At 60.9% G+C, this 25,509-nt stretch carries 19 protein-coding genes; 13 read left to right on the top strand and 6 right to left on the bottom strand.

All coding sequences use genetic code 11. The features are described 5' to 3' along the window. The first annotated feature begins 107 nt into the window (after positions 1 to 107). The 10 genes from ACTNB2_RS03500 to ACTNB2_RS03455 all read left to right on the top strand — a co-directional run bounded on the left by ACTNB2_RS03500 (position 108) and on the right by ACTNB2_RS03455 (position 12,282). A complete protein-coding gene (locus tag ACTNB2_RS03500) occupies positions 108 to 1,508 on the top strand; it encodes an L-fucose/L-arabinose isomerase family protein (protein ID WP_427747626.1) in 1,401 nt (466 codons plus the stop codon). A gap of 2 nt (positions 1,509 to 1,510) precedes the next feature. Further along, positions 1,511 to 2,347, top strand: coding sequence for a transketolase (locus ACTNB2_RS03495; RefSeq protein WP_427718096.1), 837 nt, complete (start codon positions 1,511 to 1,513; stop codon positions 2,345 to 2,347). After that, positions 2,340 to 3,278: a transketolase family protein gene (locus tag ACTNB2_RS03490; protein WP_427718099.1), complete on the top strand. Its 939-nt coding sequence runs from the start codon at positions 2,340 to 2,342 to the stop codon at positions 3,276 to 3,278. The genes ACTNB2_RS03495 and ACTNB2_RS03490 overlap by 8 nt, the downstream gene beginning before the upstream one ends. Before the next feature lie 170 nt (positions 3,279 to 3,448). Further along, positions 3,449 to 4,939, top strand: coding sequence for an FGGY family carbohydrate kinase (locus tag ACTNB2_RS03485; RefSeq protein WP_441041536.1), 1,491 nt, complete (start codon positions 3,449 to 3,451; stop codon positions 4,937 to 4,939). Between the two features lie 149 nt (positions 4,940 to 5,088). Further along, on the top strand, positions 5,089 to 5,577 hold the full coding sequence (locus tag ACTNB2_RS03480; RefSeq protein ID WP_427727273.1) for an S-ribosylhomocysteine lyase: 489 nt from the start codon (positions 5,089 to 5,091) through the stop codon (positions 5,575 to 5,577). A 144-nt stretch (positions 5,578 to 5,721) separates the two neighbouring features. Next, complete coding sequence (locus ACTNB2_RS03475) at positions 5,722 to 6,366, top strand: DUF4867 family protein (protein ID WP_441041539.1); 645 nt, start codon at positions 5,722 to 5,724, stop codon at positions 6,364 to 6,366. A 344-nt stretch (positions 6,367 to 6,710) separates the two neighbouring features. Next, positions 6,711 to 8,141: a 6-phospho-beta-glucosidase gene (locus ACTNB2_RS03470; RefSeq protein WP_427718111.1), complete on the top strand. Its 1,431-nt coding sequence runs from the start codon at positions 6,711 to 6,713 to the stop codon at positions 8,139 to 8,141. A 225-nt stretch (positions 8,142 to 8,366) separates the two neighbouring features. Then, positions 8,367 to 10,166 carry a histidine kinase N-terminal 7TM domain-containing protein gene (locus ACTNB2_RS03465; protein ID WP_441041541.1) on the top strand — a complete coding sequence of 600 codons (1,800 nt, stop codon included), beginning with the start codon at positions 8,367 to 8,369 and terminating at the stop codon, positions 10,164 to 10,166. A gap of 2 nt (positions 10,167 to 10,168) precedes the next feature. Next, positions 10,169 to 11,662, top strand: coding sequence for a sensor histidine kinase (locus ACTNB2_RS03460; protein WP_441045713.1), 1,494 nt, complete (start codon positions 10,169 to 10,171; stop codon positions 11,660 to 11,662). Further along, positions 11,659 to 12,282 (top strand): response regulator transcription factor, encoded by a 624-nt coding sequence (locus ACTNB2_RS03455; protein ID WP_427795575.1) that lies wholly within the window; start codon positions 11,659 to 11,661, stop codon positions 12,280 to 12,282. Before ACTNB2_RS03460 ends, ACTNB2_RS03455 begins: the two co-directional genes overlap by 4 nt. 192 nt (positions 12,283 to 12,474) lie before the next feature. Here ACTNB2_RS03455 and ACTNB2_RS03450 read toward each other — a convergent pair whose 3' ends face one another. The 6 genes from ACTNB2_RS03450 to ACTNB2_RS03425 all read right to left on the bottom strand — a co-directional run bounded on the left by ACTNB2_RS03450 (position 12,475) and on the right by ACTNB2_RS03425 (position 20,091). Then, positions 12,475 to 13,317: a hypothetical protein gene (locus ACTNB2_RS03450; protein ID WP_441041543.1), complete on the bottom strand. Its 843-nt coding sequence runs from the start codon at positions 13,315 to 13,317 to the stop codon at positions 12,475 to 12,477. Positions 13,318 to 13,397: 80 nt separating this feature from the next. Continuing rightward, complete coding sequence (locus ACTNB2_RS03445) at positions 13,398 to 14,639, bottom strand: SPFH domain-containing protein (protein WP_441041545.1); 1,242 nt, start codon at positions 14,637 to 14,639, stop codon at positions 13,398 to 13,400. 48 nt (positions 14,640 to 14,687) lie between these two features. Further along, positions 14,688 to 16,010 carry a hypothetical protein gene (locus ACTNB2_RS03440; protein ID WP_441041546.1) on the bottom strand — a complete coding sequence of 441 codons (1,323 nt, stop codon included), beginning with the start codon at positions 16,008 to 16,010 and terminating at the stop codon, positions 14,688 to 14,690. Positions 16,011 to 16,034: 24 nt separating this feature from the next. Then, positions 16,035 to 16,772 (bottom strand): DUF4428 domain-containing protein, encoded by a 738-nt coding sequence (locus tag ACTNB2_RS03435; protein ID WP_154518194.1) that lies wholly within the window; start codon positions 16,770 to 16,772, stop codon positions 16,035 to 16,037. 208 nt (positions 16,773 to 16,980) lie between these two features. Further along, on the bottom strand, positions 16,981 to 18,492 hold the full coding sequence (locus ACTNB2_RS03430; protein WP_441041547.1) for a nucleoside hydrolase-like domain-containing protein: 1,512 nt from the start codon (positions 18,490 to 18,492) through the stop codon (positions 16,981 to 16,983). A 264-nt stretch (positions 18,493 to 18,756) separates the two neighbouring features. Then, positions 18,757 to 20,091 carry a prolyl oligopeptidase family serine peptidase gene (locus ACTNB2_RS03425; protein ID WP_441041549.1) on the bottom strand — a complete coding sequence of 445 codons (1,335 nt, stop codon included), beginning with the start codon at positions 20,089 to 20,091 and terminating at the stop codon, positions 18,757 to 18,759. A gap of 490 nt (positions 20,092 to 20,581) precedes the next feature. Between ACTNB2_RS03425 and ACTNB2_RS03420 the strand changes: the two genes are divergently transcribed. From ACTNB2_RS03420 to ACTNB2_RS03410, 3 genes are all read left to right on the top strand, one after another. Continuing rightward, a complete protein-coding gene (locus ACTNB2_RS03420) occupies positions 20,582 to 22,009 on the top strand; it encodes a PTS transporter subunit EIIC (protein WP_441044904.1) in 1,428 nt (475 codons plus the stop codon). A gap of 210 nt (positions 22,010 to 22,219) precedes the next feature. Then, complete coding sequence (locus ACTNB2_RS03415; protein ID WP_427718137.1) at positions 22,220 to 23,533, top strand: apiosidase-like domain-containing protein; 1,314 nt, start codon at positions 22,220 to 22,222, stop codon at positions 23,531 to 23,533. A gap of 324 nt (positions 23,534 to 23,857) precedes the next feature. After that, on the top strand, positions 23,858 to 25,393 hold the full coding sequence (locus tag ACTNB2_RS03410) for a LuxR C-terminal-related transcriptional regulator (RefSeq protein WP_427718140.1): 1,536 nt from the start codon (positions 23,858 to 23,860) through the stop codon (positions 25,391 to 25,393). Positions 25,394 to 25,509: the final 116 nt, after the last annotated feature.

Below are 25,509 nucleotides of genomic sequence, written 5' to 3'. Positions count from 1 at the left end.
ACGGGTATCTCGCGTTAAACTTCTAAACACTGGAGTAAAAATTTAGTAAACAGAACAAAACGAAACATGCGTCTGTTTACTGAACATGTGATTAGGGGAGGACGTACATGGACAAGATCAAGCTCGGTTTTGTGCCCACGCGCCGCAGTATCTTTAGCGCGCCGGACGCAATCAAGTATCGCGGCCTGACGGCTGATCGCCTGCGTGAGATCGGCGTCGACATCGTGGATATCGACGACATCAATGACGAGGGCCTGCTGTTCGACGACAGCCACATTGAGCCTATCGTCAAGAAGTTCCGCGCCGAGGGCGTCGATGGCATTATGCTGTGCCACGCCAACTTTGGCACCGAGTACGTTTGCGCTCGCCTTGCCCGCGAGCTCGGCCTACCCGTGCTGCTGTGGGGCCCGCGCGACGAGCGCCCCGAGCCCGACGGCACCCGCCTGCGCGATAGCCAGTGCGGCCTGTTCGCCACCGGCAAGGTCCTGCGCCGCTTCCAGGTTCCCTTCACCTACATGACCAACTGCCGCCTGACCGATCCCGAGTTCGAGCGCGGCGTTTGGGACTTCTTGGCCGTGTGCAACGTGGTCAAGACCTTTAAGCACACCCGCATCCTGCAGATGGCCACCCGTCCGTTCGACTTCTGGTCGACCATGTGCAACGAGGGCGAGCTGCTCGAGAAGTTCAACATCCAGCTTTCGCCCATTCCCATGACCGAGCTTGTCCAGGCCGTGCGCGACGCCCAGGCCGACGAGCAGGCCATGGCTACCATGCTTGCCCACATCAACGACAGCTTTGAGATCTGCATCCCCGAGGATAAGGTTCCCGCGGTCGCCGGTCTTGCCATCGCCATGAAGCGCCTGGTCGAGAAGTACGGTTGCAACGCCGGCGCCATTCAGTGCTGGAACGCTCTGCAGGACGAGCTGGGCATTATGCCCTGTGCCGCCAACGCCATCCTCAACGAGATGGGCATTCCTATCGTATGCGAGACCGATATCCACGGCGCCATCACCGCGCTGATGGTCGAGGCCGCCGACCTGGGCCGTCACCGCGGCATGTTCGCCGACTGGACCGTGCGCCATCCCGATAACGAGAACGGCGAGCTGCTGCAGCACTGCGGCCCCTGGCCCTGCAGCTGCGCGGCCGTCAAGCCCAAGCTCACCTATCCGCTGGCTTTCGATCACCCCGGCGCGCTGACGGCCGAGGCCAAGCATGGCGACCTCACCCTTGCCCGCTTTGACGGCGACAACGGCGAGTACTCGCTGCTGCTGGGTAACGCCCGCGGCATCGACGGCCCGGCCGGCATGGGCACCTATCTGTGGGTCGAGGTCGACAACCTCAAGCGCCTCGAGGCCAAGATCGTCGAGGGTCCCTACATCCACCACTGCGTCGCTATTCACGCCAACGTGGTGCCGGTGCTCTACGAGGCGTGCAAGTACCTCGGTATTGCCCCCGACCTGTACGACCCCATCGAAGAAGACGTTAAAGCCTACCTGCGAGGAGAGTAGAAATGGCAACTATCGAAGAGCTTGAGTCCCTGCGTTGGGACCTTCGCCGCGATTGCGTCGATATCATCATGGCTGGCGCTGGCGGCCACATCGGCGGTGACATGTCGGTGATCGACGCCCTCATGACCCTCTATGCCAACCACCTCAACATCTCGCCCGAGACCGTCGACGATCCCAACCGCGACCGCTTCGTGCTCTCCAAGGGCCACGCCATGGAAGCCTACTACGCGGTGCTCTGCCACGAGGGCTATCTTGACCTCGATGACGTCAAGGCCCGCTTCTCCAAGTTCGGCAGCCCCTACATCGGCCACCCCAACAACAAGCTCAAGGGCATCGAGATGAACTCGGGCTCGCTGGGTCACGGCCTGCCGGTGGCCGTGGGCATGGCGCTCGCCGGCAAGATGGACGGCCGCGACTACCGCGTCTACACCATCATGGGCGACGGCGAACTTGCCGAGGGCTCGGTCTGGGAGGGCGCCATGAGCGGCGGCAACTACCAGCTCGATAACCTGTGCGCACTCGTGGACCGCAACCGCCTGCAGATCAGCGGCAGCACCGAGGATGTTATGAAGCAGGACTCGCAGGAGGAGCGCTGGGCCGCCTTCGGTTGGAACGTGCTCTCCATTCCGGGCAACGACGTCCGGGCCATCGACGCCGCGCTGACGCTTGCGGCCGAGACCTGCGGCAAGCCCACGGTCATCATTCTCAACACGGTGAAGGGCTATGGCTCGCCCGTCATGGAGGACAAGGCCGCCTGGCACCATCACCTGCCCAATGATGAGGAATATGCTCAGATCATCGCCGATTTCGCTGCCCATAAGGAGGCCGTCAATGGCTAACAAGATCGCCAATCGCAAGGTTATCTGCGACACGCTGCTCGAGGCCGCGAAGACCGATAAGGACATCGTCGTCCTATGCTCCGACTCCCGCGGCTCCGCATCGCTCACGCCGTTCTTTGATCAGTATCCCCAACAGTCCGTCGAGGTCGGCATTGCCGAGCAGGACCTGGTGAGCATCGCCGCCGGCATGGCTTCGTGCGGAAAGAAGGCCTGGGCCGCCTCGCCGGCGTCCTTTGTGACCACGCGCTCGTATGAGCAGTGCAAGGTCGACGTCTCGTACTCCAACACCAACGTCAAGCTCATCGGCATCTCGGGCGGCGTGTCCTATGGCGCCTTGGGCATGAGCCATCACTCCGCGCAGGATATCGCCGCCATGAGTGCGATTCCCAACATGCGCGTGTATCTGCCGAGCGACCGCTTCCAGACCGCCGAGCTCGTGCGGGCCCTGGTCGCCGACAACAAGCCGGCCTACATTCGCGTGGGCCGCAACCCGGTCGAGGACGTGTATACCGAGGACGAGTGCCCGTTCCAGATGGATCGCGCCACCTGGGTGCGTCGCGGCACCGATGTGACGCTCGTCGCCACCGGCGAGATGGTCCGCCATGCCGTGGACGCTGCCGACCTGCTGGCCGAGCAGGGCATCTCGGCAACGGTGCTCGACATGTATTGCGTCAAGCCGCTTGACGCCGAGGCCGTGATTGAGGCTGCCGGTGCCACGCGCGCCGTCGTGACGGTCGAGGAGCACAGCCCCTTCGGCGGCCTGGGTTCTATGGTCGCGCAGGTGGTGGGCGAGCATTGCCCGCGTCCGGTCAAGTGCCTCTCCCTGCCCGACGCACCGGTCATCACCGGCACGAGCCCCGAGGTCTTCGCACACTACGGCCTGACGGGTGCCGGAATTGCGCAGACCGTCGCCGAGTTCCTCGGCAACTAGTAGATACAGACGCTGCGCGGCCGCCAAGCACCGCACCTTGCCGTTCAAACCGTCGCTTGCGTACGCAAAGTACGCGGCGCTCCTCTTTCACGGCAATCTGCGGCACTTGACGGCCGCTCGCTCCTTGTCCGCCAGTCGTCTTTGATTTGGCGGAAGGAATGGGAGAGTACATGAGCAAATACATCATCGGAATCGATCAATCCACGCAGGGCACCAAGGCACTGCTGGTGGACGAGGGCGGCCATTTGATTCATCGTGCCGATCGCTCGCATCGCCAGATTGTCAACGAGGCCGGCTGGGTGAGCCATGATCCGGCCGAGATCGCCGCCAACGTGTTGGCCGTGGCGCGCGCCGTGGTGGAGGAGACCGGGGTCGATCCTGCCGACATCGCCGGCATCGGCATCTCCAACCAGCGCGAGACCACCGTTGCCTGGAACCGCGCGACGGGCGAGCCGCTGTGCGACGCCGTAGTGTGGCAGTGCGCCCGCGCCCGCGAGCTGTGCGACAAGCTGGCCGCGCGCGGGGGTGTGGCCGAGCTGGTGCGCGACACGACGGGCCTGGTGCTCTCGCCCTACTACCCGGCGGGCAAGATGGCTTGGATCATCGCGAACGTTCCCGCTGCTGTCGAGGCTGCCGCGGCAGGCGAGCTGTGCCTGGGCACCATCGATGCCTGGGTGGTCTGGACGCTCACGGGCGGCGCGGAGTTTCGCTGCGACTGGTCCAACGCCAGCCGCACGCAGCTCTTTGACCTGCGCCGTGGCTGCTGGAGCGAGCCGGTGTGCGAGGCCTTTGGCGTCGATGCGGCCTGCCTGCCGCAGGTGACCGATTCCGATGGCCTGTTCGGCATGACGGACCTGGGCGGCTTTTTGCCGGCACCCGTGCCCATTCACGGCGTGCTCGGCGACAGCCATGCCGCTTTGTTCGCGCAGGGCTGCCATAGCCGCGGCATGGCCAAAGCGACCTATGGCACCGGCAGCTCGGTCATGATGAACGTCGGCGACGAGTTCGTTGCCAGCTCGCACGGGCTTTCGAGCTCGCTCGCATGGCGTATGGACGGCGTGACCGAGTACGTGCTCGAGGGCAACGTGAGCTACGCCGGCGCCGTCAAGACGTGGCTGCGCGACGATCTGGAACTCATCAATAACCCCGAGGAAGTTACCGACCTGTGCTACGCCGCCAATCCGGCGAGCCGCGTCTACTTTGTGCCGGCGTTTACCGGTTTGGGCGCGCCGCACTGGGCGAGTGACGCCGAGGGCTGCGTCTTTGGCATGACGCGCACCACGGGTCGCGCGGAGTTCGTGAAGGCCGCCGACGAGTCGATCGCCTATCAGATCTTTGACGTGATCGATGCGATGGTCGAGGATTCGGGTGCAACGTTGGCCGAGCTTCGTGTTGACGGCGGTCCCACGCGCGACGCGTACCTGATGCAGTTTGAGAGCGACTTGGTTGGCTCGCCCATCCGCATCGCGAGCAACGACGAGATGAGCGGCCTGGGTGCGGCCTGGGCCTGCGGCATCGCGCTGGGCATGTACACGCGCGAAGTCGTCGATGTCTACGGCGCCCGCGGCATCGTGGAGCCGTCGATGCCCGCTGACGAACGCGCCAAAAAGATCGCCGGCTGGCGCCACGCCGTGAAATCAACGATTGCCTACACAGCCTAGAATGATTTGTTGGACGGGATTAAAAACTCATTGATCCCCGTCTCGGGCAGCTCATTTGGGACGGGGCTTTTTTGACTGGTATGATTGGTGCGACCATTCGAACCAGCTAAAAGACCCCCGTCCCAAATTGACTATCGAGAGGATCTGCCATGGAGCGTATCGCGAGCTTTTCCGTTGACCATTTGCAGCTTGAGCCCGGCGTGTACGTGAGCCGCATCGACCGCGATCCGGCGACCGCCGCTGTCGTCACCACCTTTGACCTGCGCCTGACCACGCCCAACAAGGAGCCGGTCATGAACACGGCCGAGTGCCACACCATCGAGCACCTAGGCGCGACATTCCTTCGCAACCATGCCGAGTGGTCGAGCCGCATTGTCTACTTTGGCCCCATGGGCTGCCGCACGGGCTTTTACCTGGTCGTGTTTGGCGAGGTGACGAGCGAGGAGATTCTGCCGCTCGTGCGTGAGTTGTTTGAGTTTGTCGCCGACTTTGAGGGCGATGTCCCCGGAGCCGCTCCCGAGGAGTGCGGCAACTACCTGGACCAGAACCTTCCCATGGCAAACTGGCTCGCGCGCCGCTACCTCGACCGCGACCTGGCCGATATCGACGAGAAGCACCTGCACTATCAGCAGGCGTAAGGGTTTTATCGCCCAAAACGCGCGCATTGGGCGCTTTCGCTTATGCGGGGGCGCCTTTTTGTTGAGTGGTCTGGACGAGCGTTCAAAATCGCTCATGTTTGTTCTAGAATGTTCGTATAGTCACATTTACGAACAGGAGTGAACATGCATATCTACTCTGTCAACGATCTCGAGTTCAAGTCCTATGGCCGCGTGTGGGACGACGTCCCGTCCGGCCTGACCGCCCCACTCGTCGAGGCACTCTCCGCTACGCCCATCCCCGAGGGCAGTAAGTACGTGGCGCGCGCGCCGGAGCTCGAGGGCGTCAAAGATGCCGACAAGCTTGGCTTTCTCATGTTTGGCGGCCGTCCCTTCCAGCTCGGCTGGTGCAATGGCCACAACACGCGTCTCAACTGCCTGGAGTACCACCGTGCCAGCGAGTTCAACCTGGGGGCGCGTGACTTTATCCTACTCGTGGCGCATCGCTGGGAGATCGAGGGCGGCAAGCTCGACACCGCGTGCGTCAAGGCGTTTCGCGTGCCGGCGGGCAAGGTTGTCGAGGTTTTCAACACCACGCTCCACTACACGCCGTGCATGGTCGACGACGGTGGCTTCCAGGTGATGGTGGCGCTGCCCGCCGGCACCAACGGTCCGCGTCCCGAGGCTGCGGCCGATATGCCTGCTGCCGGCGACAGCTACTGCTACTGGAAGGCCGACAAGTGGGTTCTCTGCCATGCTGACAGCCCCAAGGCAGCCGAAGGCGGCTACGTAGGTCTCATCGGCAAAAACCTCGACATCGCCTGTGACTAGAATCTTCTGTCTCGATCTGTAACATCTAGCGGGCTAAATCGTCTCTACCTGTTACAGATTTAGACAAACTGCAAGGGACTGGCCGAACAATCTCAATCTGTAACACCAGGCCCGGTTTTGGCGGCCTAACTGTTACAGATCGAGACAAACCGCTCCAAACCGCCACAAAGGTGCCTGTCCCCTTTGTGGTGGATTGGGCAGGCGGGTATCAAAAAGTGTCAGGCGGGGTGGCTGCCGGGCGCCTGCACGCGAAAAGAAGTATCGGCCTGTGCCACTGCCGTTGAGCGACGCGTTGTTTGCAGGGATACTGAGCCTATGACAACAGCGTGCGAAAGGATTGATACATGGCTTTCCGTAATGACTTCCTGTGGGGCGGCGCAACGGCTGCCAACCAGTGCGAGGGTGCCTACGACGTGGACGGCCGCGGCCTGGCCAACGTGGACGTGGCTCCGCACGGCCCCGAGCGCTATGCGGTGGTCTCCGGCCAGCGTAAAATGCTCGACTTCGAGGACGGCTATTACTATCCCGCGCAGACCGGCATCGATTTCTATCACCACTACAAAGAGGACATCGCTCTCTTTGCCGAGATGGGCTTTAAGACCTTCCGTATGAGCCTGGCTTGGACCCGCATCTTCCCCAACGGCGACGAGACCGAGCCCAACGAGGCTGGCCTGGCCTTCTACGAGGACGTATTCCGCGAGTGTCAGGCGCACGGCATCGAGCCGCTCGTGACCATCACGCACTTCGATTGCCCGATTCACCTCATCAAGGAGTACGGCGGCTGGCGCAACCGCAAGCTCATCGACTTCTACAAGAACCTCGCGACTACGATCTTTACCCGCTACAAGGGGCTGGTGAAGTACTGGCTCACCTTCAACGAGATCAATATGATCTTGCACCTGCCGTTTATGGGTGCCGGTCTGGTCTTTGAGGAGGGCGAGAACAAGGAGGCCGTCGAGTACCTGGCCGCCCACAACGAGCTCGTCGCCAGCGCTTGGGCAACCAAGATCGCCCACGAGATCGACCCCGAGATCAAGATCGGCTGCATGCTCGCCGCGGGTAGCTACTACCCCTACAGCTGCCGTCCGGGCGACGTGCGCCAGGCGCAGCTCGATAACCAGGACAACTACTTCTTCGTCGACGTCCAGAGCCGCGGCTACTACCCGGCATATGCCGTCAAGAAGCTCGAGCGTCTAGGCATCGATGTGGGCATGACGGACGAGGACCGCGAGATCCTGGCCGCTAACACTGTCGACTTCATCAGCTTTAGCTATTACAGCACCCGCTGCTCTGCCGGTGCCGATAACCCCGATGTCGAGCGCACCCAGGGTAACGCCTTCGCCGGCGCCAAGAACCCCTACCTGCAGGAGAGCCAGTGGGGCTGGGCCATCGATCCGCTGGGCTTCCGCATCACCCTCAACGACCTGTACGACCGTTATCAGAAGCCGCTGTTTGTGGTCGAGAACGGTCTGGGCGCCAAGGATGTTGTCGAGGAGGATGGCTCCATCAACGACGACTACCGTATCGACTACCTGCGCCAGCATATCGCCGCGATGCGCGATGCGGTGACCGAGGACGGCGTTGACCTGCTGGGCTACACCACCTGGGGCCCGATCGACCTGGTGTCTGCCGGTACGGGTGAGATGTCCAAGCGCTACGGCTTTATCTATGTGGACCGCGACGATGCAGGCAACGGTACCCTCAAGCGTTCCAAAAAGAAGAGCTTCGACTGGTACAAGAAGGTTATTGCTTCTAATGGTGAGGACCTGTCCTAAGGAAGCTGAGACACTCAACTTCATAGCCTTCTAACCAAGGCGCCCGGCGAGTAGTTATTGCTCGCCGGGCGTCTTGCCGTCTGCGGATTTTGGGACATGCGGCCCGCTTTTGGGCCCGCCTGTCGGTACACTAAAGGGACTATGAGTACCCGCGAGCGACATATCGGCCACGCGGCCGCCCGGACCGCTCCGGTTGCGGATCCCAGGGGCGGCAGGCTCTTCGCCATGCCGCGATTCCTTGTTGGCATAACACATCAGGTGTACCGTCACCGCGTCTTTGCTATCGCCGGCGCCATCACCGCGCTGTTCCTCATGCTTTTGGCGATCTTGCCGGTGCTGTTCGCCTTCGACCCCAAACTTTCTAACGCCGTGCCCGCCTATAGCGAGGTGTCCGAAGAGGTCGTGGATGCGCTCGCCCATTCGAGCCCTCTCCCGCTGCTTGTCGCCGCAATTGTATTTTCGACTTGGGGCGTGTTGGTCTATCTGCGTTGTTTGGACTATGTGTTGCGCCGCCGCCTTGTTGCCATCGCCACCATCTGTGCCCTGTGGATGATCGAGGTCATTCTCAAGTACAAGTCGTTCACGCCGTTCTATGCCACCATGCTGTGGTACCTGTACTACGTGCCCATGACGCTCATTCCGCTGCTCTACCAGCTCTGCGGCCTGCGCCTTGCGGGCCTGGAGCAACGCCGCCTGGGTCGCCGCTACCGTGCTGCGCTGTGGATTGTGGCCATCCTGCTTATCGGATTTGTGCTCACCAACGATTTTCACCAGCAGGTCTTCCGCTTTGACCGTACAAGCGACACCTGGAGCAACGATTACACGTACGGCCGGGGTTATTTCGCCTTCCTCGTGTGGACGGCCTTTAACTTCGTGGCCTTTTTTATCCTGGTTGGTCGGTCCTCGTCCTTTCGCATCCAACGTTTCTCGGGCATGGCGGCGCTCGTGCTGCTGGGCGGCGCATTCTTTGCCATCTCATATGTTCTGCGCGTGCCCTGGGCATGGAGGCTCAACTTTTCGCTCGTCTATTGCATCCTGTGCGTGGTGGCGATGGAAATCTGTCTCGATTGCGGTGTCATTCCGTCGTACCACGATATCGCCGGCATCTTCGACACCTTGCCGCTTGACCTCAAAGTTCTAACGCGCGACCTGCAGGAGGTCTATGCCACGCCGGTGTCAAAGCCAATGCCGGTAGGCGTGCGCGAGGAGTTGCGGAACCAGGAGCACGGCCGCGCCCATGCCTTTACCGTGGCGTCCGATCCCGATGTGATGTATCGTGCTTTTCCGCTGCTGGGGGGATCGGCCCTGCTTGCCCAAGACGTATCGGAGCTCAACGAGCTCAATCGCGAACTGGCACATCGTCGCATGGAGCTGCAACGCCAAAACGAGCTGCTTGCCGCCGACTACGACCTTAAGACACATTTGGCAGATCAAGAGGCCGAGACCTTGCTAGTCCAAGACGTGGACCAGGCGCTTGCCCGCGCGCTCGAAGAGATGTACGACTTGTTGAGCTCACTGCCGCCGTTGACTGACGAGGAATCTTCGCGCGAGCGTTACCGCATGCTGCAGCGCGCCAAGATGCTCGTTGCCTATTGCAAACGGAAGGGGTCGCTCACGTTGGCACAGCACGGGGAGAGCGGTTTTGACCGCGACCGCATTCAGCTCATTGCCAACGAGCTCGCAAGCGACCTGCGCACGATCGATGTCGATTGCGCCTCGATTATTGCCATACGGCGCCCGATGCACGCCAGTACGGTAAGCGCGCTGTACGACTGCGTGTATGACTTTGCGTTTTTTGCCTACGCCACCGATCATCCGGCACTTATGTATCACTTGGGCGACCATGACCGATGCAGCGTCGAGCTGCGCGCCACACTTTTTTCCAACGATGATGAAGATCTTTCGCAGACGCCCGCTGCGCAAGAGCTCGAAAGCGCTTTGCAAGGGCGCAACGTGGCATACCGCCTTGAGGGCGAGTCCGGTCAGCTGCGCATGATCGTCTTGATGCCGAGGGCGGGTGAGTGACGATGCAGATTTCGCTCATACTTCCCCAAATCGTTGCGCTCGATGTTGTCTTTGCCCTGGCTGCGTGTCTGCAGACGATCCACGTCCCGCTCATCGCATCGCGCCGCTCGTCCTATAACCGTAAGGTGATTTGCGCCTACGAGGCGAGTCTTGTGCTTCACCTGATGATTTCGGCGCTCATCTTGTTCACGTCGTCTGGCTCGTATCTGGTGGCGCCGCTTGACGTTTGCGCCAGGGCAATGGGCGGAGCGTTGTGGCTCAATGCCGCAATCTTTGCCTATGGCGTGGTACTTATGGTGCGCTATCGTCGCCTCGTCATGCTGGTCGAGCTGTTGCTTGTTGTCGCCGTTACACCACCGGTGGTTTTTGCCATGGGCTCGGCGTGGACCGTTGTCCTTATCGCAGAGGGAGCGTTCTTCCTGTTCCGTTCCATCGCGGCGCTCTTGATGGACGTCCGTAACCGCCAAGAGGATATCACCTTGTTCTCGACGATCGAGACCATCAACGTGATTCCCGTGGGCATCCTGTATCTAGACCCGAGGGGCCGTCCGCTGCTCATGAACCGCTGCATGCGCAAAAACCTCGTAGAGCTCCATATGCCCACCGACCTGGGCGACATGAGCAGCACATGGAACGACCTGCGCAAACTGAGCATGCAAATGCCCGAAAGCAGCGCCAATCGCGCCCATATCGACCTTGATCGCTTTGGTAGGGATCGCGCCGTGGTCGAGATCTCTCCTTCCGAGATTCGTCTGTTCGTGCGTGACTCCGTTACGGTCTCGAGCCGTCCGTTCGAGCGCGTCGTCGGCCTGGACGTGACGGAATACGCACACGCCTACGACCGTCTGGCGCAAGCCAACCACCTGCTTGAGCGTGCTGGCCAAGAGCTCCAGGCCCAGATTGAAGAAGCCAAAAAGGTTGCCGACAATGCGGCCTACCTACGTATGCGTGCCCGCGTTCACGATGTGATCGGCCAGCGCCTGTCCATTCTTCATCGCTATTTGGAGGAGGGACGTCTGGATGATGAGTCGCTCGAGCAGATTGACCCGTTGCTGCGCTCAATCGCCGCCGATTTGCGCAGTGGCGGTGCCAGCGAGCCTGCAGAGCAGCTGAGCGATATCGTCCACGCCTTTGGCTTGGTGAGTGTGCAGATCGATGTTGAGGGTGCGCTGCCTGAGGACGCGCGTGTCGCCGCCGCATTTTTGCAGATTATCCGCGAGGCCTCGACCAATGCCACCAGGCATGCGCAGGCGCATCGGGTCCACGTGCGCCTGTGGCAGGAGGGGACGAATGCTGGCGCCGTCGCGCGCATGACGATTTCTAACGACGGGTCCCCGGCCCCCGTATCGTATCGCGAGGGAACGGGTATCCCAGGTATGAGGCATGTCGCGCAAGATTTGGGCGGCGGCCTGGAAGTCCACGCCGCCCAGCCCTTTACGCTTGCGGTGTCCATCCCGCTGAGCCCCAACGCCACGGTCCAAAGGAGAAGTTCATGATCCGCGTGTTAATTGTCGAAGATCAGGCCATTCTGCGCGAAAGCCTGGCGCGCTCCGTTGGCGACCAGCCCGATATGACCGTCGTCGCCGCGATCGCCGATGCCTCCGAGGCCTTGGGTGTCGCGCTCAAGGAGCACCCGGACATGATATTGATGGACGTGTGCACCGAACACGATTCAAACGGCATCGTGGCGGCGGCGCGCATCAAGGAGCAGCTGCCCGAGTGCCGCGTCATCATCATGACAGGCATGCCCGAGATCACTTTTGTCGATCAGGCTCGCGAGGCGGGCGTCGATAGCTTTGTGTACAAGAACGTTGGTATCGACGAGCTGTTCGCCGTGATGCGCTCCACGCTGGCGGGCTACTGCACGTTTCCCAAGCCGCCCGAAAGCATTTTTTCGGGCACGGCGGCACTCGACGATGTCGAGCTGTCGATTTTGCGCCTTGCCTGCGAGGGCAAAAGCCGCCGCGAGATCGCGGCCGAGCTGTTTATGAGTGAGGGTACCATCAAGCGTCGCATCTCGGAGATCCTAAGCAAGACCGGCTACGACAACATCATGCGCCTGGCCGTGCGCGCGGTAACGGAGGGCAGCATCGTTCCCAACATGGAGCGCCCGTAATCGACGCGCTCGCCGTGTTCCGGCGCCGTAAAGATAGGCCGCCCGCCGTTTTGCATCAGAAAACGACGGGCGGCCTGCTTGTGCGGCTGTGCTGTCGGCATAAAAACGACGGGGCCGCAGGATCAACTCCTGCGGCCCCGCCTGGCAAGTGCGCGGATGCGTCCGCCAATCCGCGGCTGATGTTACGTGCCGCTACGCGATGGTTGCGGTGTAGGAGGCGACGTCCTCGTAGGAATCGGTCAGGTAGGCGTCGATGCCGATGGTCGTGTTGACCAGGTCGTCAAGGCTGTCAAGCTCGCCGCTCGAGAACGTGAATTCCTCGGTGGCGTTGGTGCCGGGCATCAGGTTAGCCGAGAACCAGGGTTCCTTCATGGTGCCGTTGACGTTGGTCTTGCCGGAGGGAGCGTAGAAGGTCAGGTCCTTGTCGCTCTTGTTGGTGATATTGACGACAAAGCCGATGTCGCCCCATTCGTCCTTGAACTTCTCGGTGATGGTGATGGTGCACAGATCGTCATCGGCGACGGTGACGGCGGGGGAGATTTCGACGCTCTGGACATCGTCGTCTTCGACGGCCTCATCGATCTCCTCTTCCTTCTCGGCCGCCTCGCGATCCTTTTTTAGCGTACCGGACAGATCCTTGTCGGACTTCGTAAAGATAAGCTTGTCGCCTTCCACCTCGAGGACGAGCTTGCCGTCCTTGAGTTTCATGTCCTGCGAATCGCCGTCGGCGGTGATGGTTGCAGTGGTGGCGTCCTTGACCTCCCATTTCAGGTCGGCGACCTCAAGGAAGATGTCGAGGACGCCCGTGCCGTCTTCGTCGAGGATCAGGATACAGTTGAGGCCCCACTCCTTGAGCATATCCATGTACTCATCGGTGAGCTCTTCGCCCTCCAGGGTTCCACCCGAGAGTTCCCAGCTGCCGACGAAGTTGGCCTTGGGGTCCTTGCCGCCGCCGCTGCAGCCCGTCAGGGCAAAGGCGAGCGCCAGGACGCATGTCAGAAATGCGAGTACGGACTTTTTGAACGTTGTCTTCATGGTGTCCTCCTTTATCGAACGAAACCCATAGAAGCAAATGCGGGGGTGGCGGACCCCCCGCCAATTACCAGATAGAGGGGTTAGGGCCTAGGCGTTCCGCAGTTGCTGCAGAACTTGCCGCCGTTTTCGCTGCCGCAGTTGGGGCAGAACCACTTGGCCGGTGCCGGGGCGGGTGCGGGACTGCCGCATTCGGGGCAGAACTTGCCGGTGTTGGTGGCACCGCAGCTGCAGGTCCATGCGCCGGCCGCGGGGGCAGCGGCAGGAGCCGGTGCGGGGGCGGGTGCCGGAGCCGGCTGTGGGGCGGCCTGCTGCTGTGCCTGGCCGGCGGCGAACAACTGGCTGGCGTTCATGCCGCCCATGCCGCCCGCCATACCCATGCCCATAAAGCCGGCCATCGCGCCGTTGGGGTTGGCGGCTGCCGCGCGCATCGCATCGCTCTGGGCGCTGGCGATGTTGGCGGCTGCCATGGTGGGATCGCGCATGACTGCGGCCTTCTGCAGGTCCTTGATCATTTGCTCGTCTTCTTGCGAGGCGGCGATGGAGTTGACGCCAAAGCTCACGATCTCGACGCCGCGCAGGTCGCGCCAGTCGGCGGAGAGAACCTCGTTGAGCGCGCGGGCGAGCTCGGTGGTGTGGCCGGGGATAGCGCTGTAGCGGATGCCCATCTCCGAGATCTTGGCAAAGGCGGGTTGCAGAGCGGTGAGCAGCTCGGACTTAAGCTGGCTGTCGATCTTATCGCGCGTGTAGCTATCGGTCACGTTGCCGCACACGTTGGTGTAGAACAGCAGCGGGTTGGTGATGCGGTACGAATACTCGCCGTTGCAGCGAACGGAGATGTCGACATCCAGGCCAATGTTGTTATCGACCACGCGGAAGGGCACAGGCGAGGCGGTGCCGTACTTGTTGCCGATGATCTCCTTGGTGTTGATGAAGTAGACACGCTGGTCCTTGCCCGCGTCGCCGCCAAAGGCAAAACGGCTGCCGATATTGGCGAACGTCTCCTTGATGGAGTCGCCCAGGTTGCCGCTAAAGACGCTCGGCTCGCTGCCGGTGTCAAAGACAAACTCGCCGGGCTCCAGCGCGACCTCGATGATCTTGCCGTTTTGCACCACGAGCATGCCCTGGCCGTCGTTGACGGCGATGACGGAGCCGTTGGAGATGACGTTGTCCTCGCCGCGCGTGTTGGAGCTGCGGCCGCCGGTGCGCTTGCTGCCCTTGCAGGCCAAGACGTCAGCGGGCATCGATTCGCAATAGATATATTCCTTCCACTGGTCGGCCATGACGCCGCCGGCAGCTCCCAATCCAGCTTTCAAGAGTCCCATGGTGATCTTCCTTTCTCGTCAAAGGCCGGGTGGTATTGGTCAGAATGGCTAATCGTCCTTGTTGTCCTTCATGACAACGGTGGTCTCGGTGTGGCTGAAGGTGTCGTGCTTCTCGGTCAAGTCGAGCTCGCCGCAGTAGCAATCGGCGTGGGTGGCCTCGTTGGCCGTCTTGAGCTGGCCTACCAGCAGCACGTCTCCGATGATTACGATAATCAGCGGTGCGACGATGTTGATGAGGATGCCCTCGATATCAAAGGTGAGGTAGTCCGGATCGAAGGCGTTCTCGCCCATAAAGAGAATCTGGGAGAGGACAAACCCGATTACAAAGAACGGCACCGAGGCGATGGCGAGCTTGGGCTTGGAGCAGGGCAGCTCGCCGACCATGCGGCCGGTTTGGCCGTTCATGGCAAACAGGTAGCTCTTGCCGTTCCACGAGGTGGAAAGCATCCACACGGGGAACAGAGCGTAGTTGCTGTCTTCCCAGGTGTAGTCGAGCTGCTTGCTTTCGACCTTGGCATCGTCATATTCGTCGACGACGGTCTCGCGCAGGGCCGAAATCGTACTTTCTTCCATACGACGCTCGGCGCGCGCCTTGCAGGTCTCGCAATCCTCATCGTAGCGGTTGGCGATGTAGCCGGGCATATACGCGACCGAGAACGGGCGCAGCGCGTCGTAGTCAAACGGCTCGATAGCATCCATATGGCCGTCGGGCATCTTGGACGATCCGTCGACGGGCACGCGCTCAAACGAGATTTTGCCCTTACGGTAGGCGTCGTAGTGGTCGGTGGTCGTGACGGTGCGGTCGGATTCCTCGGTCACGGTCTCGTTGGTCGCATCGAAGTACACTTCGCCATCCACGCGGGCGCCGTAGAGCCAAAACGGCACGTAAACGCCTTGGACCTCGTCGATGTGGTTGCCGGTGACAAAGCTCTTGGGCAGCAGGATTTTGCCCTTGTAATGCTCTTTGAGTGCTGCCATGACATCATCGCGCCCGAGCTTAAACGGAATCACCAGGTCGGGTGAGAAGTCGCCCGAGAGCTGGCCGGGCGCCACGGCGGAGTTGCCGCAGTATGGGCAGGTGGTAACGGCGACGGTGCCGTCCGAGACCAGCTCGGCGCCGCACGACGAGCAGATGTAGCCGGCGTTTTGGGCCAGATCCTGCACGGCATCGTCGACAGCAGGTTTGGGGGCCGCGGCTGCGGCGTCGGCTTTGGCATCTGCCTTGTCCTGGCGCTCGCGATAGAGGGCCTCGACTTCCTCGACTTCAAAACGCGAATCGCAGTAGTCGCAGACAAGCTTTTGTTCGGCACTGGCAAAGTGAAGGGGGCCGCCACACGCGGGGCACTGATAGTTGACACTCTCGAAGGCCATGACCGGTCCTTTCCGTGCCGGAGACTATGCGCCGATGGCGCCGCCGCAGTATTCGCAGCGCCCGCTGGCATCGGGAATGGTGGTTGCACCGCAGAAGGGGCAGGTGACCGCGGTCTTGGGGGCCTTGGCGGCCACGACGCTGTCGCGTGTCTCCTGACGCAGCTGTACCAGCGCATCGCGGACTTCGGTTGCCTGGCGCTTGGCCTCGCGATATTCGATGGAGCCACGCTGATCGATGGTGGAGTCGTTCACGCGCAGGTTGATCTCGGTAAAGTACGGCGTGTTGACGTGAATAGTCAGGTTAAAGTCGTAATCCAGGTCGTAGCGCGGCGGGTTGTAGCTCTCGCGCTCGCCGTCCTTGGTCTCGCGATAGATCTCGGTGCGATGCTCGTCGATATCCATATCGCAGCCGAGTACCTGTGAGAACTCGATGATGTCGGGATTGGCGTCGCGCCAGCGGCTCTGCGAAGTGATGATCAGCAGACCCGCGTCTTCGTCGAGCATGATGTTGGTGCGCCCGGCAGAGAGCGTGCGCGTTGGGTTGAACGAGGCCAGGCGCTCGGCGTTGGCCTCGCGGTAGGCGAGTTGCTCGCGGATATCGTCCGCGGTGCTGGAGCGCCAACCACTAAAGAAGGGGGACAGCTTGCCTGCGCACTCTTTGCACAGGTAGCCTTCGTTGATCTTGGTCTTTCCCAAAATCCCCAGTTCGGTACCGCAAATCGCGCACTCTTTCTTCTCGAACATCTTGTCAAAGAAGCCCATGGCTGCCTCCCATCAACAGGTAGCGTGTGTCACTTTTGATGATGGGTGAGCGCTCGATCTTTCACGATACCCAGACGGCTCAACGAGTCTCCACAACTGGGACACATGGCCCATTTTCGGCCACTCATTGGGGACGTACTTAAATGAGTGGCAGCTGGGGACAGTCCATGCCGAATGTGGCGGCTGCCGAATGTGGGCGCCGTCCCTGCTATGCCACGGTCACGGCAACCTGGGCGTAGCGGCTGCAGGGGCGCTCGGCGCGCGTCTGCACGGTAAGGGTGAGCACGAAGCGGTCGCCGGGCTGCGCGTCGGCGGGCACGATAAAAGCGGTGCTCACCGTGCATTCCTGCCACAGCGAAAGATCCTGCGTGCCTGCATAGCTCGACGGGTCCACGGCGACATCCCAATGTGCATCAAAGCCCTTGCCGTCGGGGTCGACGACGGTCGCTGCAAGGGTGACGCGCTCGCCGGCTGTAGCGCTGCGGTCGGCCGTGACCTCGACAACATGTGTCGGATGCGAGCAAGCTGCCGGATCATGGGCGCACCATTGCGCGCGGGCGGCAAAGTCTTCCTGATAGGCGCGCAGGTAGGGATTGGGGTTGCCGTCTACGGGCGTGCCGATGGCGGCAAAACCGGCGGGTGCGTCCGTATCGGGATGTCCATCAAGAAACATGCGGCCGAGCAGTGTGTCGAAGCCGCGGTCGTCGATACCGCGCAGGCCAAACGGCAGCAGCGGAATATAGGTCATGCTGTCGCCTTCGGCCATAAAGTCGCCGCGCTCAAACTGCATCGCGGGCATGCCTTCTAGACCCCAATCCAGACGGGCATGCTTGCCAAACTGAAAGCGCTCGGGCTCATTTTCGTAGACCTTGCCGTCGCCATAGAGCATGTAGCGTGCCATGAGGGGGCCGTTACCCTGCGTGAGATTCTGCTCAGGCCAAGGTGCCTTAAACAGCGGCAACGTATCGGGTTGAGCCATCTTGGCATCGACATAGCCGCCATACATATAGGGCACACACCAAAAGATGAGCTCGGGAAAGAGCTCGCGTCCATGGTCGAGCCATGAGTTGTCCTGCCCCACGCCATCGGCAACGCCCATCACGCGCACCTTCTGATAGACCCGCTGCTGCACGGCAGGCCATTCGGGCGTGGCGCGATAACGCTCGGCAATACTCATGAGGGCGCGAACGATGGTGTTCATGCCACCCCAGCTGAGCAGCCATAACGTACGCGGATCATCATCCAAGATTGCCTGCGCAATTACACGAGATCCCTCAGTTTCCTCAGTCACATCACCCTCAAAGGCAACATTTCCCACAAAGGTGCGCTCGATCATCTGGGCGGGCGTGGGAAACGGCGGCTCACCGGCAGCGCCCGCATTCGCCTGCAACTGCGGCCAAGCCTGGGCATATTCATTACTCCAGAGACTCTCAATCCAATGCTCGGGAAACGGACGATACTCACGAAGCTCGCCGGCCAGCGGATCGGGTTCATGAGGCACAACATCCCACTCATAAGAGCGACGCCCTTTGGTCCGCCAATGCGAATTCACCTCGCCCAGCGTATGAACCCCATCCCCAAGAAAGTGATACTGCGAAGCCGTATACACCACAGCCTGAACATCAAGCACATTAAGATACAGAGCCAAATGAACGAGCGAGTTCATATCGTCGACTTCCATATCGGTAGTAACAATCACCCGAGTTAACTCTTGGGACATAGGAACAGCTCCAATCAAAATCAATTCAGCCAGTTACGCCCAAGGCAAGACGGGACCCCGTCCCCATCGCCGCCGACCCGGCGTGCTGCCGGAAGCGGCCGGCCAGCGTTTCGAACGACGTTAACTTAGGGGCCCTGACCTTTAGTTTTGTAAACATTCCGCAGCGCGGGCCCCGCTTATCCGATGCTCCGAAGGAGCAGGAAAAGCGGGGCTCATGCGCGAGGACGTTTACAAAACTAAAGGTCAGGGACCCCGATGGGATGGCTACCTCGAAACTCTGGCCGACCACTCCCAGCAGCCCACCGGCTCGCCGTCGATGAGCACGCTGCCCCCGTCGAAGTCTTGATAACACAGGTCGTTGAATTGGTGGATCCACACGCCGTGGTTGAACGTCTTCTTGGGCGAGCCATCGGCCTCGCGATAGCGACCGGTCAGGTCCTCGACATGGCTAAAGTAGGTAAGGTGCACGTTGGCTCCGGCGTCACGCAGGCGTGCCGTGAGCGGCAGCACGGTCTGCTGCGGCGACACGAGCTCGTCGCCCTTGGAGTGCGTAAACCACAGCGGCGTCTTGGCGAGCGCGGCTACGTCCTCGTCCGTGGCGTTGTACCACGGGGCACAGCAGGGAAGGCCGGCGGCGAAGAAATCGGGGTAGTCGGCGCACAGGCGCAGGGTCATAAAGCCGCCGTTGGAAAGGCCGGCGACCACGATGCGGTCGGTGTCGATGCGCTCGGCATGCTCGGCGACAAACTCGTCGATGAGCGCCTTGAGTACGGGGGAGTAGATGCTCTGGTTGGAGCGGCCGAGCTGCTCGACGCCGTTATCCATCCAAAACGTGGGAGACTGCGGCACGAGCACCCAGGCAAAGCCGCCAAAGTAGCGCTGGATTTGCGCCTGGCTAATGGCTGTCACACGGTTGCCGATATAGGCGCGCGTGGCGCCTTCGCCCTGCGTGGCACCCCTGCCTTCGCCAGCGCCGTGTAGGTACACCACGAGCGGGGCCTTTTGGGGCACGACCGTGGCCTCGGGCGCGAAGGGATTGAGGCAGGCCGAGTCCTCGGCTTTAAAGCTGGGCTCAAAGAAGCCGTACTCGAGCGCGATGCCATTGACGGCGGTCTTTTGCACGGCATTGCTCCAGCCCTTGAGCGCGGGGCAGATGTCGCCGCGACAGGTATCGAAGACCAGGCCGCAGGTGGGTTCGCCGTCGTCGCCGGGAAGAGCCGCGAGCTGCGTGACGTGCAGCTGGTTATCGAGCATGCGCGAGCCCATGACGCCGCCTTCGATCTTTTTGGTCAGGCGCTGCTCGGCGACCTCGAGTGCCACATGGGTGCCCACGGCGAGCTTGCGGCCGTTCTCGTCACTCGGATACGCGGCGAGAACGTCGATGTAACCCACGGAGGGCGTGGCATGGTCGGCGCCGTGCTCCTTGCGCATCAGGACCTCGCCCGTGCGCTCGTGACGCTCTACATATATATGGAAAGTGTTCGCATCGACATCGTTGGCGCGCACGGTGCAGGGTAGGTCGAGAACGACCTTGCTGATCCAGGGGCCAAAGTCGCCCAAGGTGCTGACGGTTGCGTAGGTGCACGATTTGAGTTCCATGAGCTGCCTCCCTTGTGCCGCGCGTGCTAAACAATCGCGGCAATACAATCTAAACATGTTTAGTGTAAAGCAGAATTTGAGAATAAGCGGATGAACTCGGTAAACGGTAGCATCAAACGTTCAATGAACTACTAAACACTCGTTTACTACTATCTAGCAGGGCTTTTGTTGATGAGTCAACAAGGCATTGAGGTGCCAGATTATATAAAATCCCACGTAAAAGACCATTTATAAATAAATGGCACTATATGTAATGCCTCTGCATTCAATTACGTTCACCCCCGATTTCCTACCGTTCACCGGACTGCAAACGGCAAAACTGCCACAAATTCAACGCTGAGTGTAAACTAAGCGCTGTAAACGTTCAGTAAACAGATTGTTTACGACAGCGTATCCAAGGGTTCGGTAACCGTAAGGGGTTATAGTCACCGGGCCAAAGGCGTGCCTGCGCCCAGGCGATTAGGCACACGACGATATGGGGAGGGGTCCCATGGCAGTAGATAACAAGCAGATTGCCACCGATGTCCTCGAGCTCGTGGGCGGTGCGGAAAACGTCACCGTCGCCACCAACTGCATGACGCGCCTGCGTCTGACGCTCAAGGATAACAGCAAGGCCGACGTGGAGAAGATCAAGAAGGTCAAGGGTGTTCTGGGCTGCCAGTTCGCCGGCAGCCAGCTCCAGGTCATCATCGGCCAGAACGTGCCCAAGGTGCTCGCCGAGTTCGTCGCCATGTCCGGCGTCAAGCAGGGTGCCGCGGTCGACGAGAACCTCGACGCTCCTAAGGAGAAGTTCGAGATCAAGAACCTGCCCAACATCATCCTCGACTACCTGTCGGGTTCCATGACCCAGCTGATTCCGCTGCTCATGGCCGGCGGTCTGTTCCGCACCATCGCTGCGGTTCTTGGTCCCACCATGCTCGGCGTTATCTCCGATACCGATCCGACCTACACGTTCCTCTACACCACCCTGTACGAGGCCACGTTTACCTTTATCCCCATCTACTTGGGCTATGCCGCTGCTAAGAAGCTCGGCGCCTCTCCGGTTCTGGGCATGCTCCTCGGCGGCGCTCTCATGGCCCCGTCCGTCGTGAGTGTCGCGACTCAGGAGGGTGGCGGAATCATCTCCGTCTATGGCATCCAGATCACCGCTGCCAACTACCAGCAGTCCGTCCTGCCGATTATCCTCTCGGTGCCGGTCCTCTACTTTGTTGAGAAGTTCTTTAAGAAGGTCATGCCCGACGTGCTGTCCACGGTCTTCACGCCGTTCTGCACCATGATCGTCACCATCCCCATCGCCTTCATCGTCCTTGCCCCGATCGGCAACGAGCTCGGTACGCTGATTGCCAACGCCCTCTTTGGTCTCGCCGACCTTGGCGGTATCGGCATCCTGATCGTCATGGCCGTCCTCGGCGCCTTCTGGCAGCTCTTCGTGGTCTGCGGCATGCACATGCCCGTCATCCTGCTCGCTCAGGTTCAGATCATCGCCGCCGGCTACGATCCCTTCGTCTTCGTTTCCACCAACTGCGCTATGGCCGCCGTTTGGGGCTGCGCTTTCGGTGCCTTCCTCAAGATGAAGAACCCCGACGAGAAGGGTCTTGCCCTGGGCTACGTCATCTCCGCCATCGCCGGCGGCGTCACCGAGCCCGCACTCTTCGGTATCCTCATGCGCTTCCGTCGCACCATGCTCGGTATGTTCATCGGCGGTGCCATCGGCGCTGTGTTCTCCGGCTTCATGGGTGTTACCTACTACCTGGCCGGCGGTGCCTCCAACTTCCTGGTCTTCACCAACTACCTGCAGGGTGGCCAGATGAACACCGTCTGGGCTATCGTCGGTATGGCAATCTCCTTTGCCATCGCCGCTGCCGTCGTCTTTGCCACTGGCTTCTCCAAAGAGGAGCTCGCCGAGATGGAGGCCTAAGGCCAAACCATTCGGTCACATACGACCTTACCTACACGACAGGGCCCCGTCAGGCGCAAGCCCGGCGGGGCCCTTTTTACAAGGTAGACTGATTGGGGGCGCGTGGCGCCTGCTCGCCGGGGCTTGCTAAGCGCCAGGGGCTTTCGCGCGGGGTTACCGCGAAAGAATCTGCCGGTTCGCAACTCCTTTATCAAACGAAAGGACATGCAGATGAGTTTGGGAAAGCTGACCGTCAACGGTCGTCAGGACGGCTTTTTGTGCGAGGGCAAGCCGTTCTTTTGGTTTGCCGATACGTGCTGGAGCGCGTTTACGAGCATTACCGAGGCCGATTGGGACTACTATCTGACCCGCCGCGCCGAGCAGGGCATGAACGTGCTGCAGATCAACACGCTGCCGCAGTGGGATCGCTGTTGCCCCGATCTGGGCATTTGGCCCTATGCCAGCGAGGACGGCGTGCATTTTGATTGGTCCCGTCCCAACCAGGCGTACTGGGATCGCGCCGCCGCCATGTGTCGCGCTGCCGTCGAGCACGGCATCCGTCCGGCGCTCGTGCTTATGTGGTGCAACTACGTGCCCGGCACCTGGGGTGCCAAGATCGCTGAGCATTGCGGTGCCGAGGTTATGCCGCGCGAGGAAGTCCGTGCCCACGTTGCCCGCGTCGTCGAGAACCTGGGCGAGTTCGACCCCGTCTACGTGGTGACGGGCGATACCGACTTTACCAGCGACGAGGCGATCGCCTACTACGAGGATGCTCTCGACGAAGTCGTCAAGCGCGCGCCCGAGGCGTTGCGCACTATGCATATCAACCGCGGCAACCGCACCATTCCGGCACAGTACCTGGACCGTCTGGACTTTTACATGTTCCAGCCCGGCCACAACTACGAGGGCCAGCCCGAGGCCTGGCACCTGCCGCAGGACTTTACCGCCAACTACCCCAAAAAGCCGATGGTCAACTCCGAGCCCTGTTACGAGCAGATGGGCGCGTCACGCAACGTGTACTGGCGCTTCACCGCGCAGGACTGCCGCGCGAGCGTGTGGTCGTCGATCCTTGCCGGTGCGAGCGCGGGTGTGACCTATGGCGCGCACGGCGTTTGGAACTGGCAGACCAGCAAGAGCCAGGGCTCGGTGCTGGGCGAGGGCTTCGACATGCCGTTCCGCTGGCAGGAGTGCCTGCAGTTTGCGGGCGTTTGGGACTTTGGCGCGATCGAGCATGTGCTTGCCGGTCTGGGCGCTACGGCTGGCGACGACGCACTTGCCGTGGTTCCGGCGCAGGAGCTGCTCGATGACGCGCGCGAGGCCATTCGTGTGGCGCGCGTTGGCGATCACGTCGTCACGTACCTGCCGCGCACTACGGCGCTCAAGTTTAAGCTCGACGGCGCGTGCGGCTGGACGGCGACGGTCCTCGACATGGAGGACAAGCGCATCGCCAAGCTGCCCGTTCGCGACAACGGTGACGGTACCGTGCGCGTGGCTCAGCATCCCTTTGAGCACGACGCACTGGTGATCTTGACTCCCGGGCGCTAACGGCTCTTCTCCAACATTTACAATCCAGTTCCTTTCATGAGGTTGCGACGGAATGGGTCCTGCATGACAGCTTTAAGCTGCCAAGGGAGCCATTCCGTCGCACTCATTGGGGACGTACTTAAATGAGTGGTAGTTGGAGACGCTCCTAGCCGAGCTAGAGGTCTCGCGTGTCCCTTCTGGTCCATGCGGCTCAAAATCGCGGCGTGATGTGGACGGTGGGGTCGAAATTAGCGGCATTTCGAGCCTGGCTTCGATATTGAGACTGGTTCTTTATTAAAATGGAATTCCAGACAATTGAGCGGCTGGGGGTTAACCATGAGGGGCATGGGAGACACAACCGCATATTTGCGTCGGGGCATTCGGGAGATTATATGCCTGGCGCTGTTCTTCTTCACGTTTTTGGCATGCGAGTATCTCTTTGATACTCGCATGGCCGAGCTCGTGTCTCCGAACGAGGTCGTTATTTATGAGAGCCTTGTCCTCGGCGCGAGCGTGATTGGCTTCTTTGTGCGTCCCGTTCTGTACTATCGCCGCCCCCATGTCATCGACGCAACGAGCGATATCACGGGCGTTTTGCTGGTGGCGGCATTCCTGCTGTTGATCATGGCGGTTCGGGCTGAGGTGGTAATCGCCGGCGGTTTGGTGGCGTGCTGTGCGCTGGGCTACTGCGGATCGACTGCCCATGCAAACTTTGCGCGGCGCTTTGCGCGGACGCCCTGCTTGGCGCGCGCCGCCGCGCTTTCCTATGCCATGGGCATTCTGGTGCAGGTTCTCAACCATATGGTGATGCCTGTCGGCATTCCTCAGCAGGCTGTTCTGGTTGTTTGTGCGATCGCGCAGGTGGCGTTACTTCATGGGGTCCGACGCGCCAAGCTGCGCGACGAGTCCGATCCAAACTTTGAACCCAGTGCTGCCGGGCTTTCGGTAGATGCTTTGGAATATGGCGCCAAGTGGCATGACGATCCCGAGGCAAAGGCGGCATTCCGCCGCGCCGTAGTTCGCCTGACCGTGGCGACGGCGTATCTTTCCGGCGTATTCGCCGCTCTTAACGCGGGCCTCACGACCTTGCATGCTTTTGGAGCTGTCGATTTGGGCGATTGGCCGCGCCTGCTGCTTGTTGCGAGCTCGTTGGCCGCCGGCGCCCTATTTGACCTGCATGGCCGTTCGTATATGAATATCGGCATGACATGTGTCGCCATGCTGTCCACGCTTTCGTTCTTTGTGCTCATCATCGATGGCAATGGCGGTAACGAGCTTGCTGCCACGATCATCTTTTATCTGGGCTCGGGCTTCTTTGTGGTGTTCTTTACCACAAAATTCGCCGCTATCTCGCTCTATGCGCGCTGGTCATATTTTTGGCCGTGCATGGGTCGCGTCGTCAATAACGTGTGCTCGATGCTCGTGACGGCGCCGGCGGTGGCGATTATCTCGAGTCAAAACGTGCTGGCTGCAGTCGGCGCGGCACTCGTGATGTTTGTGGGTATTGCGATTACGCTGCTGGGACAGTTGGGGCAACGAACCGATGATGCCGTGATGCAGGACGGGCTGGCGCTTGCTGCCGACAATCTTGGTGGAGATCTTGCGCCCGCATGTTCCGACCCCGCGCTCGTGGAGGCAGCGGAGCTCACGCCTGATGAGCGCCTCGACGCCTTCGTCGCCACCTTTGGGCTTACAGAGCGCGAGCGCGATATTCTTGAGGCCCTGGTCGTTTCGGACCAGAGCGTTCAGGACATTGCCGCAACGCTTTTCCTTTCGCGCTCCACGCTCTATCGTCACATTTCCTCGATCAACAAAAAGACCGGTACCGCCTCGCGTGTGGCCCTGATCAACTTCTTCTGGTCCTGGGCACCCAAGGACTAGCGTATGAGGCGCCGCCCAGTTCCTTACTCTAACGGGGGGATGTGGCTCCAAAGCGCACCCGCATCGACGCTTCGCCTGCGCTAAACTGGAGGGCACGTACGCGATTACGAGAGGAG

The organism is Collinsella sp. HCP28S3_G2 (genome assembly GCF_052065125.1).
In the GTDB taxonomy this organism is placed as follows: domain Bacteria; phylum Actinomycetota; class Coriobacteriia; order Coriobacteriales; family Coriobacteriaceae; genus Collinsella.
This window is presented reverse-complemented; position numbering and strand designations above follow the sequence as displayed.

Excerpts from the sequence above, each read along its gene's own strand:
- ACTNB2_RS03500 (WP_427747626.1), top strand. The coding sequence starts at position 108 with ATGGACAAGATCAAGCTCGGTTTTGTGCCCACGCGCCGCAGTATCTTT.
- ACTNB2_RS03455 (WP_427795575.1), top strand. The coding sequence starts at position 11,659 with ATGATCCGCGTGTTAATTGTCGAAGATCAGGCCATTCTGCGCGAAAGC.
- ACTNB2_RS03450 (WP_441041543.1), bottom strand. The coding sequence starts at position 13,317 with ATGAAGACAACGTTCAAAAAGTCCGTACTCGCATTTCTGACATGCGTC.
- ACTNB2_RS03460 (WP_441045713.1), top strand. The coding sequence starts at position 10,169 with ATGCAGATTTCGCTCATACTTCCCCAAATCGTTGCGCTCGATGTTGTC.
- ACTNB2_RS03485 (WP_441041536.1), top strand. The coding sequence starts at position 3,449 with ATGAGCAAATACATCATCGGAATCGATCAATCCACGCAGGGCACCAAG.
- ACTNB2_RS03445 (WP_441041545.1), bottom strand. The coding sequence starts at position 14,639 with ATGGGACTCTTGAAAGCTGGATTGGGAGCTGCCGGCGGCGTCATGGCC.
- ACTNB2_RS03430 (WP_441041547.1), bottom strand. The coding sequence starts at position 18,492 with ATGTCCCAAGAGTTAACTCGGGTGATTGTTACTACCGATATGGAAGTC.
- ACTNB2_RS03435 (WP_154518194.1), bottom strand. The coding sequence starts at position 16,772 with ATGGGCTTCTTTGACAAGATGTTCGAGAAGAAAGAGTGCGCGATTTGC.
- ACTNB2_RS03425 (WP_441041549.1), bottom strand. The coding sequence starts at position 20,091 with ATGGAACTCAAATCGTGCACCTACGCAACCGTCAGCACCTTGGGCGAC.
- ACTNB2_RS03440 (WP_441041546.1), bottom strand. The coding sequence starts at position 16,010 with ATGGCCTTCGAGAGTGTCAACTATCAGTGCCCCGCGTGTGGCGGCCCC.
- ACTNB2_RS03490 (WP_427718099.1), top strand. The coding sequence starts at position 2,340 with ATGGCTAACAAGATCGCCAATCGCAAGGTTATCTGCGACACGCTGCTC.
- ACTNB2_RS03465 (WP_441041541.1), top strand. The coding sequence starts at position 8,367 with ATGCCGCGATTCCTTGTTGGCATAACACATCAGGTGTACCGTCACCGC.
- ACTNB2_RS03495 (WP_427718096.1), top strand. The coding sequence starts at position 1,511 with ATGGCAACTATCGAAGAGCTTGAGTCCCTGCGTTGGGACCTTCGCCGC.
- ACTNB2_RS03420 (WP_441044904.1), top strand. The coding sequence starts at position 20,582 with ATGGCAGTAGATAACAAGCAGATTGCCACCGATGTCCTCGAGCTCGTG.
- ACTNB2_RS03480 (WP_427727273.1), top strand. The coding sequence starts at position 5,089 with ATGGAGCGTATCGCGAGCTTTTCCGTTGACCATTTGCAGCTTGAGCCC.
- ACTNB2_RS03475 (WP_441041539.1), top strand. The coding sequence starts at position 5,722 with ATGCATATCTACTCTGTCAACGATCTCGAGTTCAAGTCCTATGGCCGC.
- ACTNB2_RS03415 (WP_427718137.1), top strand. The coding sequence starts at position 22,220 with ATGAGTTTGGGAAAGCTGACCGTCAACGGTCGTCAGGACGGCTTTTTG.
- ACTNB2_RS03470 (WP_427718111.1), top strand. The coding sequence starts at position 6,711 with ATGGCTTTCCGTAATGACTTCCTGTGGGGCGGCGCAACGGCTGCCAAC.
- ACTNB2_RS03410 (WP_427718140.1), top strand. The coding sequence starts at position 23,858 with ATGGGAGACACAACCGCATATTTGCGTCGGGGCATTCGGGAGATTATA.